8 protein-coding genes are annotated in these 12,797 nt (G+C 63.7%); 3 read left to right on the top strand and 5 right to left on the bottom strand.

Annotated features, from left to right (window positions below):
- The first annotated feature begins 13 nt into the window (after positions 1-13).
- Positions 14-1,729: a ShlB/FhaC/HecB family hemolysin secretion/activation protein gene (locus tag PKKP23_RS06525; RefSeq protein ID WP_240658783.1), complete on the top strand. Its 1,716-nt coding sequence runs from the start codon at positions 14-16 to the stop codon at positions 1,727-1,729.
- Between the two features lie 231 nt (positions 1,730-1,960).
- Entirely contained in the window at positions 1,961-2,446 is a 486-nt protein-coding gene (locus PKKP23_RS06520) for a DUF2147 domain-containing protein (protein WP_126876262.1), read from the top strand.
- Between the two features lie 101 nt (positions 2,447-2,547).
- Here the strand turns inward: PKKP23_RS06520 and zapE are convergent, their stop codons facing one another.
- The 5 genes from zapE to typA all read right to left on the bottom strand — a co-directional run bounded on the left by zapE (position 2,548) and on the right by typA (position 11,803).
- Positions 2,548-3,645 (bottom strand): cell division protein ZapE, encoded by a 1,098-nt coding sequence (zapE, locus tag PKKP23_RS06515; RefSeq protein WP_126876261.1) that lies wholly within the window; start codon positions 3,643-3,645, stop codon positions 2,548-2,550.
- Positions 3,646-3,776: 131 nt separating this feature from the next.
- Positions 3,777-5,207 (bottom strand): dihydrolipoyl dehydrogenase, encoded by a 1,431-nt coding sequence (gene lpdA / locus PKKP23_RS06510; protein WP_017776556.1) that lies wholly within the window; start codon positions 5,205-5,207, stop codon positions 3,777-3,779.
- A gap of 124 nt (positions 5,208-5,331) precedes the next feature.
- Positions 5,332-6,615: a 2-oxoglutarate dehydrogenase complex dihydrolipoyllysine-residue succinyltransferase gene (odhB, locus tag PKKP23_RS06505; RefSeq protein ID WP_126876260.1), complete on the bottom strand. Its 1,284-nt coding sequence runs from the start codon at positions 6,613-6,615 to the stop codon at positions 5,332-5,334.
- 117 nt (positions 6,616-6,732) lie between these two features.
- Complete coding sequence (locus tag PKKP23_RS06500) at positions 6,733-9,588, bottom strand: 2-oxoglutarate dehydrogenase E1 component (protein WP_017776554.1); 2,856 nt, start codon at positions 9,586-9,588, stop codon at positions 6,733-6,735.
- A 388-nt stretch (positions 9,589-9,976) separates the two neighbouring features.
- Positions 9,977-11,803: a translational GTPase TypA gene (gene typA, locus PKKP23_RS06495; RefSeq protein WP_126876259.1), complete on the bottom strand. Its 1,827-nt coding sequence runs from the start codon at positions 11,801-11,803 to the stop codon at positions 9,977-9,979.
- A gap of 408 nt (positions 11,804-12,211) precedes the next feature.
- On the opposite strand from typA, the gene PKKP23_RS06490 reads away from it, so the two are divergent.
- Complete coding sequence (locus tag PKKP23_RS06490; protein ID WP_017776552.1) at positions 12,212-12,724, top strand: MarR family winged helix-turn-helix transcriptional regulator; 513 nt, start codon at positions 12,212-12,214, stop codon at positions 12,722-12,724.
- Positions 12,725-12,797: the final 73 nt, after the last annotated feature.

Genomic DNA, 12,797 nt, shown 5'->3' with positions numbered 1-12,797 from the left:
CGAGGACAATCCGATGAACAACGGATACAACCGCTGCAACCCCTGCAACCGGTACGCGACCTGGACGATCGCGCTGACGGCGCTTGCCACCAGTGTCGCCCACGCGCAGAGCCGCCCCGCCGCTGCCGGCGGCAATCCGCTCGACGCCCTGCCGCAGATCAATGCACCACAGAAGGCGCCCAACGTCACCGTGCAGGTTCAACAGCAGGCGCCGCAATTGCAGCAGCTGCTCGCGCGGCATCTCACGCCCACACGCTTCCAGGTGGAAGGCGTGAAGTCGATTCCATTCGACGATGTGGCGAAGCGCTTCACACCGCTCGTGAATCACGACATCACGATCGGCGAGTTGATCGAGGTAGCCAACGGCGTCACGAAGCTCTATCAGGAACGCGGCTATGCGCTCTCGTTCGCGTTCGTGCCCGCGCAGACGTTCGAGAACGGCGTGGTGCGTGTGACCGTCGTGGAAGGCTATGTGTCCGAGGTGAAGGTCACGGGCAAGCCCGGTAACGTGGAAGGCAAGATCCGCGCAATCGCGGAGCACATCCGCGCCGACCGGCCGCTGCGCCTTGCGACCTTCGAACGCTACATCAACGTGCTAGGTCTGTTGCCCGGCGTGAAGGTGGCGGCCAACGTGCCGCCGCCGCAGAACACCGATGGCGCCACGGCGCTCGAATTGAAGGTGGACCGCAAGCCTGTCGATCTGAGCACGGGCATCGACTTCAATCATCCCGGCGTGCAAGGCCTCGTCACGGCCACGGAGAACGGGCTCACTTCGCTCGGCGAGCAGTTGAGCGTGTCCGCGCTGCTGCCCAAGGGCCGCGATCACCAGACCTACATCGCCGCGCACGGTGCGGTGCCGGTGGGCAGCGACGGACTCATCGCGAAGATCGATGCCTCGCACTATCGCGGCAATCCCGTCGACAATCCGGGGCTGCCGTCGTATGTGGAGCGCACGGTGATCAACGAAAAGCTGGGCGGCTCGCTTGCGTATCCGCTGCTGCTGAGCAATACGCGCAGCGTGGTGGGCACCGTAAGCGCCTACGCCTCGCACGACGAAGACCGTTATCACAACACCCTTAACGACGCGCAGTACGGGCTGCGCTCGCAGGTGCGCGTGCTGCAACTCCAGGCCGACTACACGGGCGTGCAAACGGGCCAGGTGCGCAAGGCGAGCATCAACGTGGCGAAGGCGTTCGACATATTGGGCGCGTCGAAATCCGTCGATACGAACCTGCCGGGCTTCGTGCAGCAGAACCCCGTGTCGCTGCAGTTCGTGCGCACCGGTGCGAGTTTTTCGCAGACCAACGAGTGGCCGTTCAAGATCGGCACTGCGATTTCCGCAACGGGACAGTACAGCCCCGACACGTTGCCCACCTCCGAGCAGATCTCGTTCGGCGCGCAGCGTTTCGCGCAGGGCTATGAACCGGGCGAGGCATCGGGCGATTCGGGCTGGGCCGTTTCGTTCGAGATCAATCGCGCGTTCACGCCAGGCTTCACGTATCTGCGCACGATCACGCCGTACGTGTCGTTCGACACGGCGCGCGTCTACCTGCATGCGGGCACGCCGCAGCCGTCGCGGCTTGCCTCGGTTGCATTCGGCTTTCGGATCTCCGACGCGAAGTACTACAGCCTCGATCTTTCGGTCGCGAAAGCCGTTGGCGACGCGCCCGTGGAAAGCGCTTCGCGCAGCCCGCGCATCAACGCGACGTTCTCTTATCAGCTCAACTGAATGCGCGCCGCGAGTGCCTGCGACTAGAGGTTTTACTCGCAAACGCGCGGCGTGCTTTCACGTATCCTGCCCTTTCGGTTCGCGATCGAACGATCGATAACCGGTCGCTGGAAACAGGCAAGGCGTCGCCTGTCGATGCATACGACGCCGCGCGAAAACCCGCCGCCCGAAGCACCCTCAAACACCTCTCATGGCGGGCATTCGCGACGACTCTTACTCAGGAGGAAGACAATGATCCGCATGACCCAACGTGCGCGCTCCGTCGCGCTCAACACCATCCGACAGGCTGCGCTTGCAGGTGTCCTGCTCACCGGCGCCATGAGCGCCATGGCGCAGACCGACACCCCCGTCGGCGTCTGGCAAACCATCGACGATCACACGGGCCAGCCCAAGGCGCTCGTGCAGATTACGCAGGACGGCGACGGCACGCTGTCGGGCAAGGTGATCAAGGGCCTCAACCCGGCCGATTCGCCAGACCGCCGCTGCACCGAATGCACGGACTCGCGCAAGAACCAGCTGATTCTCGGCATGACGATCCTCAACGACCTGAAGAAGGACGGTGACAAGTGGGACGGCGGCCGCATCCTGGACCCCGAGAACGGCAAGGTCTACAAGTGCAAGATGCACCTCGAGGACGGCGGGCAGAAGCTCGTGGTGCGCGGCTATATCGGCGTGTCGCTGCTCGGGCGCTCGCAGACGTGGGTCCGGCAGCAATAAGCTGGAAGGGATCGCGTCACGCAAGGTTGCGGGTGCAAGGCCCGCAACCTTCTTCGCGTAATGCCTGACTGCGCTCAGCGTGAACTCGCGATTTCACGCGTTCAGGTGAGCGACGTATCGACAAGCCGGCGCGGCGTGTCGAGATATTCCTTCGATTGCATCTCCACGATACGCGACACGGTGCGCGTAAATTCGTTGGCCATCGGGCCTTCGATGTAGAGTTCCTCGGCCCTCACGGCGGCCGACATCAAGAGCTTCACCTTGTGGTCGTAGAACACGTCGATGAGCCACGTGAAGCGGCGTGCTTCGGAGGCCATGCGCGGCGTCATCTGCGGCACGTCGGAAAGAATCACCGCATGAAAGCGGCTCGCCAGTTCGAGGTAGTCGTTCTGCGAGCGCGGGCCGCCGCATAGCGTCGCGAAGTCGAACCATACGACGCCGTCCGCGCGGCGCAGCGCCTTGATCTCGCGCTTTTCGATGTGCAGGATCGGGCTTTCGTCAGGCACCGCAGCGAGTTCGCCGTAAGCGTGGCGCAACGCGCGGTCTGCCGCCGCACCGAGCGGTGTGTGGTAGACCTGCACCTGGGCGAGCGTGCGCTGCCGGTAGTCCACGCCCGCATCCACGTTGATCACGTCGAGCTTCGCCTTGATGAGCTCGATGGCGGGCAGCATGCGGTCGCGATGCAATCCGTCGGGGTACAGCGTATCGGGCGCGTAGTTGGAGGTCATCACGAACTGCACGCCGTTCGTGAAGAGCCGGTCGAGCAGACGGTACAGGATCATCGCGTCCGCGATGTCGGAGACGTGAAATTCGTCGAAACAGATGAGGCGGTAGCGCCTCGCGATACGCCGCGCGAGTTCATCGAGCGGATCGGCCTGGCCCTTCAGTTCTTCGAGTTCGCGGTGCACTTCGCGCATGAACTCGTGGAAATGCAGACGCGTCTTGCGCTGCACGGGCACCACGGCATAGAAGCTGTCCATGAGAAAGCTCTTGCCGCGCCCCACGCCGCCCCACATGTACACGCCGCGCGGCAAGTCCGGATGGATGATGAGCTTCTTGAAAGCGTTCGAGCGGCGCGCCTTGTAGGCGACCCACTCTTCATAGCACCGCTGCAGACGGTCCACGGCGGCACGCTGGGCGGCGTCCGACTGGTAACCGCGCGTCCGCAGTTCGTTTTCGTAGTACTCGGTGACGTTCATCGTGCAACGGTAAGAAAGAAGGCGGGAGGGATTCGCACCCTGCCCGCCTTCGTAGCCTGCTTTATGAGACCGGCTTCATGCAGCCGACTTCAAGCGGCCGGCTTGAAGCCGGTTTGAAGCAGCCGGCGTCATTACATGTTCAGCGCGCGCTTGTCGACGGCGAGCGCCGCTTCGCGCATCACTTCGGAAAGCGACGGGTGCGGATGGCAGATGCGACCGATGTCTTCGGACGCCGCCTTGAACTCCATCGCGACCACGGCTTCGGCGATCAGGTCCGACGCGTTGGCCGAGATGATGTGCACGCCGAGCAGTTCGTCGGTCTTCGCGTCGGCGATCATCTTGACGAAACCGTCCGCCTTGTTGATGCCGAGCGCGCGGCCGTTGGCGAGGAACGGGAACTGGCCCGTCTTGATCTCGCGGCCTTCGGCCTTCAGCTGCTGCTCCGTCTTGCCGACCCACGCGATTTCCGGCTCGGTGTAGATCACCCACGGAATGCAGTTGTAGTCGATGTGCGGCTTCTGGCCGTCGATCACTTCGGCCACCAGCACGCCTTCGTCTTCGGCCTTGTGCGCGAGCATCGGGCCGCGCACCACGTCGCCGATCGCGTACACGTTCGGCACGGACGTCGCGCAGTGCGCATCCACGTCGATGAAGCCGCGCTCGTTCGTCTTGAGGCCGATGGCTTCGAGGCCGAGGTTGTCCGTGTTCGGCACGCGGCCGATCGAGACGATCAGACGGTCGGCTTCGAGCGTCTGCGCGTTGCCGTCCTTGTCCGCGTAGGCGATGGTGACGCCCTTGGCCGTCGCCTTCACTTCGCCGATCTTCACGCTGAGATGAATGTCGAGACCCTGCTTCTTGAACTGCTTGGCCGCTTCCTTGGCGAGCGCCTGGTCGGCAGCCGCGAGGAATTCGGGCAGCGCTTCGAGCACAGTCACTTCCGCGCCCAGACGCCGCCACACCGAACCCAGCTCGAGGCCGATCACGCCCGCGCCGATCACGGCGAGCTTCTTCGGCACGGCGTCGAACGAGAGCGCGCCTTCGTTGTCGGCCACGATCTTGTTGTCCACCGGCACGTTCGGCAGGTGGCGCGCCTTCGAACCCGTGGCGATGATCACGTTCTTCGCCGTGACCACTTCGGTTTCGCCTTCGCCGCTCACTTCGATCTGCACGCCGGCGTCGGTGCGGCCCGTGAACTTGCCGTGGCCCTTGAGCCACGTGATCTTGTTCTTGCGGAACAGGAACTCGATGCCCTTCGTCATCTTTTCGACGATGCCTTCCTTGCGGGCCATCATCTTCGTGACGTCGATCTTGACGTCCGACACGCTGATGCCGTGGTCGACAAGGTGATGCTGGGCGTTCTCGAATTCTTCCGACGACGCAAGCAGCGCCTTCGACGGAATGCAGCCCACGTTCAGGCACGTACCGCCGAGCTTCAACGCGCCGGCGGGGTTCTTCCACTTCTCGATGCACGCAACCGTCTTGCCGAGCTGGGCGGCGCGAATCGCGGCGATATAGCCGCCGGGACCGGCACCGATCACGACGACGTCAAATTCCTTGGACATAAGAATCCTTTCGATATGAAGCGCCTTGCGCGGGGCGCGCCCATCACGTCCGTTCGGTGCGTCATGGACGCGCCCGCGGCGCCTTGCGGCGCACCGGGCGCTTCGATGCAGTCAATGCAGGCGATTACAGGTCGAGCAGCAGGCGAGCCGGATCTTCCAGCGCGTCCTTCATGGCGACGAGCGAGAGCACCGCTTCGCGGCCGTCGATGATCCGGTGGTCGTACGAGAGCGCCAGATAGTTCATCGGGCGGATCACGATCTGGCCGTTCTCCACCACCGCGCGTTCCTTGGTGGCGTGCACGCCGAGAATCGCGGACTGCGGCGGGTTGATGATCGGGGTGGAGAGCATCGAACCGAACACGCCGCCGTTCGAGATCGAGAACGTACCGCCCGTCATTTCCTCGATGGAAAGCTTGCCGTCCTTCGCCTTCTGGCCGAACTCGGCAATCTTCTTCTCGATGTCGGCAAGGCTCATCTGGTCGGCGTTGCGCAGGATGGGCACCACGAGACCGCGCGGCGAGCCCACGGCGATACCGATGTCGAAGTAGCCGTGATAGACGATGTCGTTACCGTCGATCGACGCGTTCACGAGCGGGAACTTCTTGAGCGCGTGCACAGCCGCCTTCACGAAGAACGACATGAAGCCGAGCTTCACGCCGTGTTCCTTCTCGAACTTGTCCTTGTACTTGTTGCGCAGGTCCATGACCGGCGCCATGTTGACCTCGTTGAACGTGGTCAGGATGGCGTTGGTCTGCTGCGACTCGAGCAGACGCTCCGCGATACGTGCGCGCAGGCGCGACATCGGCACGCGCTGCTCCGGACGGTTGTTGAGCCACGTTTCGGCCGATGCCGGCGACTTGACGTCGGGCAGCGAGGGCTTCGCCTGACGCGCTGCGGGCGCAGCGGGTGCGGCAGCCGGTGCCGCCTTGGCGGCCGGCGCGCCCGCGCCAAGCACGTCGCCCTTCGTGATGCGGCCGTCGCGGCCGGTACCGGCCACGTCACCTGCGGCGAGGCTCTTCTCGGCCATCAACTTCGCCGCAGCGGGCGAGGCAACGGCGCTCGAAGATGCCGTGGCAGCCGCCGCGGGTTGCGCGGCGGCCGGAGCGGCAGCCGTAGCGGCCGGTGCCGGCTTCACTTCGGCTTCCACCGCTGCGGCGCCTGCCTTGCCTTCGGTATCGATCTTCGCGATGACTTCATCGGCCACCACGGTGTCGCCGTCGTTCTTGACGATCTGCGCGAGCACGCCGGCAGCGGGCGCCGGCACTTCGAGCACGACCTTGTCGGTTTCGAGCTCGATGAGGATTTCGTCCTGGGCAACAGCTTCGCCCGGCTTCTTCTTCCACTGCAGCATGGTGGCTTCCGAAACCGACTCGGAAAGCTGGGGAACCTTGACTTCAACAATAGCCATGTGATTTTCCTGAATACGTGTATGTCGTGTACGGCGGACCGGGCGGGCAATGCGCGGGATGAAGCGCGCAACAAAGCGCGGGAAAGCGCCTGCACGCTTTCCCGGTCCGCTCAATCTTTATTTCGCGATGGACGCGCTCTTGAGCCGGCCGAAGGCGCCTTCGATGAGCGCCTTCTGCTGTTCGTAGTGCTTCGCGTAGTAGCCCACAGCCGGCGAAGCCGAAGCCGGACGGCCGCTGTACGCGAGCTTCATGCCGTCCCTCATGCCTTCCTTGAGGTGGTGCTCGATGTAGAACCACGGGCCCTGATTCTGCGGCTCGTCCTGCACCCACACCACTTCCGTCGCGTTGTCATACTTCTTGATTTCCGCTTCGAACTGCTTGTGCGCGAACGGATAGAGCTGCTCGATACGGACGATCGCGACGTCACCCGCCTTCGCTTCGCGGCGATGCGCGACGAGGTCGTAGTACACGCGGCCCGAGCAGACCACGACGCGCTTGACCTTCTTCGCGTCGATGGAGGCATCGGTTTCGCCGATCACGGGCTGGAACGTGCCCTTCGCGAGTTCCGACAGGTCCGACACGGCTTCCTTGTGGCGCAGCAGCGACTTCGGCGTGAAGACGATGAGCGGCTTGCGGAAGAGGCGGATCATCTGGCGGCGCAGCAGGTGGAAGATCTGCGCCGGCGTGGTGGGCTGCACGACCTGCATGTTGTGCTCGGCGCACAGCTGCAGATAGCGCTCGATACGCGCCGACGAGTGCTCCGGACCCTGGCCTTCATAGCCGTGCGGCAGCAGCATCGTGAGACCCGACACGCGGCCCCACTTCACTTCGCCCGACGAGATGAACTGGTCGATCACGACCTGCGCGCCGTTGGCGAAGTCGCCGAACTGGCCTTCCCATGCCACGAGCGTGTTCGGCTCGGCAGTCGAATAGCCGTACTCGAAGCCGAGCACCGCTTCTTCGGAAAGCACCGAGTCGATCACCGTGAACTTCGCCTGGCCTTCGGCGATATTCTGCAGCGGGATGTACGTGCCGTCGTTCCAGCGTTCGCGGTTCTGGTCATGCAGCACGGCATGGCGGTGCGTGAACGTGCCGCGGCCCGAGTCCTGGCCCGTGAGGCGCACGGCGTAGCCGGAAGCGACAAGCGACGCGTATGCGAGGTGTTCGCCCATGCCCCAGTCGAGCGCTGCTTCGCCGCGGCCCATGGCGCGACGGTCGTTGATCACGCGCTCGACGAGCGGGTGAACCTTGAAGTTCTCCGGAATCGTCGTGATGCGTTCGCCGAGGCGCTTCAGTTCGGCGAGCGGCACAGCGGTGTCGGCCGCGTCGGTCCACTTGCGGTTCAGGAACGGCACCCAGTCCACCGCGTACTTGCTCTTGTAGTTCGAGAGCACGGGGTCGACCGTGTGGTGGCCGTCGTCCATGGCCTTGCGGTAGGCCTTCACGTAGGCGTCCGCGTCGTCGGCGCCAATCACGCCCTGCTGCACGAGCTTCTCGGCGTACAGCGCACGGGTGCCCGGGTGCTGCGCGATCTTCTTGTACATCAGCGGCTGCGTGACGGCCGGCGTGTCCTGCTCGTTGTGACCCAGCTTGCGGAAGCACACGATGTCGATCACGACATCCTTGTGGAACTGCATGCGGTAGTCGATGGCGATCTGCGTGGCGAGCACGACCGCTTCCGGGTCGTCGCCGTTCACGTGGAGCACCGGCGCCTCGATCATCTTCACCACGTCCGTGCAATACAGCGTGGAGCGCGCATCGCGCGGGTCGGAAGTCGTGAAGCCGATCTGGTTGTTGATGACGATGTGCAGCGTGCCATGCGTGCCGTAGCCGCGCGTTTGCGCGAGGTTCAGCGTTTCCATCACGACGCCCTGGCCTGCGAAGGCCGCGTCGCCGTGGATCTGCACCGGCAGCACCTGGAGGCCGGCGTCGTCGCCGCGGCGGTCCATGCGGGCCTTGGCCGAGCCTTCCACCACCGGGTTGACGATTTCGAGGTGCGACGGGTTGAATGCGAGCGACAGGTGGACCGGGCCGCCTTCGGTGGCGACGTCCGACGAGAAGCCCTTGTGGTACTTGACGTCGCCTGCCGGCAGGTCGTCGACGTGCTTGCCTTCGAATTCGGCGAAGAGGTCAGCCGGCATCTTGCCGAGCGTGTTCACGAGCACGTTCAGACGGCCGCGGTGGGCCATGCCGATCACGATTTCCTGCACGCCCTTGGCGCCCCCGTGGCGCACCACTTCGTCCATGGAGGCGATGAAGCTCTCGCCGCCTTCCAGCGAGAAGCGCTTCTGGCCGACGTACTTGGTGTGCAGATAACGCTCGAGGCCTTCGCCGGCCGTCAGGCGCTGCAGGATGTGCTTCTTCTTGTCGGCGGTGAAATTCGGCGTAGCGCGGATCGATTCGAGGCGCTCCTGCCACCAGCGCTTCTGTTCCGGGTCGCTGATGTACATGAACTCGGCGCCGATCGTGCCGCAGTACGTGTCGCGCAGACCCTTGACGATCTCGCGCAGCGACGCCTGCTCGAAGCCGAAGTACAGATTGCTTGCGCTGTAGGTCTGATCGAGGTCCGCTTCGGTGAAGTCGTAGAACGCGGGTTCGAGCTCGGGAATGGAGGGACGCTCGCGACGCTTCAGGGGATCGAGATTGGCCCATTGCGAGCCGAGGAAGCGATAGGCGCTGATGAGGGTCTGGACGTGGACCTGCTTGCGGGCCGTGGCGAGGTTTTCGCCGCCTTCGCGCGGGATGAAGGCATTGGCCTTCGCGCGCTGCGCAAACGACTCGACGATGGGACCGTGGGCGACGTCGCTTGCCGATGTGCCATCCGATGCGGGAACGTTCTGTAGCGCATCGAAGTATTCACGCCAGTTCTCGGGCACTGACGCCGGATTATCGAGATATGCTTCGTACAATTCTTCGACGTACGGAGCATTGCCGCCGAACAGATACGAGTTCAGCTGGAATTGCTTCATCATTTTTACGCTCACCTTTCTTCGAGTTTCTCGAGAAATAGCGGGTTACTCAACCTTCCGCGACACGGCCTGACCGTTTAGCGGATTGCGCGAATCAAGTCTTGCTTGGAAGGACCTAAAACTGGCATCCGCGGAGCATAGCACAGATCGGATGCGTCCAATAGCCGCGAGATACGCCGCAAACGCCTGTCGCGTCAGCACTTTTCGGTATTCGCAACATTGCTTTGCAGCGCGTGGTGCAATGCAAAGCAATGTTCCTCAACATCCCATCGACATCTCGTCGACGTCCAATTAACGGCATCGGCCGACGCTTTCTGAACCATGAAAAAAAGCCGCCCGAAGGCGGCTTTTCCGTTTGTTGCCAGCGAACTGCTGAACGCGACGCGGCGCTTCAGTCGACCGCGGCTTCGCGGCTCGCGCGGCGGCGCTCGTGCTCCTTCAGGTGGCGCTTGCGCAGGCGGATGGACTGCGGCGTCACTTCCACGAGTTCATCGTCGTCGATGAATTCGACCGCGTACTCGAGCGACATCTGGATGGGCGGCACGAGGCGCACCGCTTCGTCCGTGCCCGAGGCGCGCACGTTCGTGAGCTGCTTGCCCTTGATCGGGTTCACGACGAGATCGTTGTCGCGGCTATGGATGCCGATGATCATGCCCTCGTAGAGCGCGTCGCCGGGCTTCACGAACATGCGGCCGCGATCCTGGAGCTTCCACAGCGCATAGGCGACGGCCGCGCCGTCGTCCTGCGAGATCAGCACGCCGTTGCGGCGCTCGCCGAGCGAGCCTTCCTTCACGGGGGCGTACTCGTCGAACACGTGGCTCATCAGGCCCGTGCCGCGCGTGAGCGTCATGAATTCGCCCTGGAAGCCGATCAGGCCCCGCGCCGGAATGCGGTACTCCAGACGCGTGCGGCCGCGGCCGTCCGACGCCATGTCGAGCATTTCACCCTTGCGGCGGCCCAGCTCTTCCATCACGCCGCCCTGATGCGAATCTTCCACGTCCACCGTGAGGAGCTCGTACGGCTCGTGCTTCACGCCGTCCACTTCGTGCAGCACCACGCGCGGGCGCGAAACGGCCAGCTCGTAGCCTTCGCGGCGCATGTTTTCGATCAGGATCGTGAGGTGCAGCTCGCCGCGGCCGGAGACTTCGAACACGGTTTCGTCGCCGGTGTCCTTCACGCGCAGCGCCACATTGTGGTTCAGCTCCTTCATCAGACGATCGCGAATCTGGCGGCTCGTCACGAACTTGCCTTCCTTGCCCGCGAGCGGCGAGGAATTGACGAGGAAGTTCATGGTGAGCGTCGGCTCGTCCACGGTGATCATGGGCAGCGCTTCGGGCGTATCGAGCGCGCAGATCGTGGCGCCGATGCCGATGTCTTCAATACCGTTGATGAGCACGATGTCGCCGGCTTCGGCCGACTCCACCTGCACGCGCTCGAGGCCGCTGAACGATAGCACCTGGTTGATCTTGCGCGTAAGTACCTCGCCTTCCGGGCCGAAGCGCAGCGCGACCTGCTGGCCCGGCTTGATGCGACCGCGGCTGATACGGCCCACGCCGATACGGCCGACGTAGGTCGAGTAGTCGAGCGACGTGATCTGGAGTTGCAGCGGCGCATCCGGGTCGGCCGGGCGCACCGGCACGTGTTCGAGAATGGCGTCGAAGAGCGGCCGCATGTCGCCTTCGCGCACGCTCGGATCGAGCCCGGCATAGCCGTTCAGGCCCGATGCGTAGACCACCGGGAAGTCGAGCTGCTCTTCGGTGGCGCCGAGCTTGTCGAAGAGCTCGAAAGTCTGGTTGATCACCCAGTCGATGCGCGCGCCCGGCCGGTCGATCTTGTTCACCACGACGATGGGCTTGAGGCCCAGCGCGAGTGCCTTCTTCGTGACGAAGCGCGTCTGCGGCATGGGGCCTTCCACGGCGTCCACGAGCAGCAGCACCGAATCCACCATCGAGAGCACGCGCTCCACTTCGCCGCCGAAGTCCGCGTGGCCCGGCGTGTCGACGATGTTGATGTGCGTGCCTTCGTATTCGACGGCGCAGTTCTTGGCGAGAATCGTGATGCCGCGCTCCCGCTCGATGTCATTGGAGTCCATCACGCGTTCGGCGATCTGCTGGTTTTCGCGGAACGTGCCGGACTGGCGGAGCAGCTGGTCGACGAGCGTGGTCTTGCCGTGGTCGACGTGGGCGATGATGGCGATATTGCGAAGGGCGCGGGACATAGAAACCTGGGAACAGTTGGAGTGCGCCAGACGATTCCTTGCGGCAATGCCGACTACCGACGCCTGCTGTCGCAAAAAGCCGGGACCGGGAAGGCCGCGGGGCGACGGGCGAGGCAAAACCGGCTCGGCGAATCCGAACCGGCACAGAGCGCACTCTTGGGAACCCAAAATTCTAGCACGTTCACGTGAACAAATTGATAAGGGTCATAAGGAGAACGCCTCGAACGATGCGCAAGCCGCAATTCCACGGGCAATTCAACGGCTACGGACGGACGACACGGCAAGCCCGCAGGGAGTAATCCGCTAGCAATCCATCGATTCCCTGCCTAAGCTGAGAAAACACTTGCCGCGTCAATTAATCACCCCTATAATGCCTGCCTGGTCAACCATTGCAGTCGCACGAGAATCATGGCCGATCCCACTCCAGCTTCACAGCCGCCGCAGGCCGCCGCCGCTTCATCGGACCTGCTCAACTACCAGTTCGGCGAGAGCGTCGGCTATCTGCTCGCGCGGGTGAAATCGAGCATGTCGAACCTGGTCAATCAGCGCACCATGGCGGAGCTGGGCATCACGAGCCAGCAGGCCAGCGTGCTCTTCATGGTGGCAAGTGGCAAGTGCGTGCTGGCGGCTGAACTCGCACGCGAGTACGGCATCGACGCGAGCGCGGTCACGCGCCTCGTGGACCGGCTGGAGAAGCGCGGCCTGCTCGAGCGGGTGCGCAGTTCCGAAGACCGGCGTGCCGTGCGGCTCGCGCTCACGCCGGAAGGTCTCGCGCTCGCGCGGCGCATGCCGGCCATCTTCTCGGGTGTGATCGACCGGCTCACCGCCGGCCTCTCGCCGGAGGAAATCGGTTTTCTGAAGAGCATGTTGCGGCGCATTCTCGGCAATGCCTGCAGTTGCAACGCCGCCGACAATGCGTGACCTGGCAAGCAGTTGAAGAAGAACAGCTGATCAAATTAGCTGCACCGTCCAGCATTACGGACACACACACCGA

It is taken from the genome of Paraburkholderia kururiensis JCM 10599 = LMG 19447 (assembly GCF_003986935.1).
GTDB classification, from domain to species: domain Bacteria; phylum Pseudomonadota; class Gammaproteobacteria; order Burkholderiales; family Burkholderiaceae; genus Paraburkholderia; species Paraburkholderia kururiensis.
Note: the sequence above shows the minus strand (reverse complement) of the source record. Positions and strands in the feature narration are given on the sequence as shown.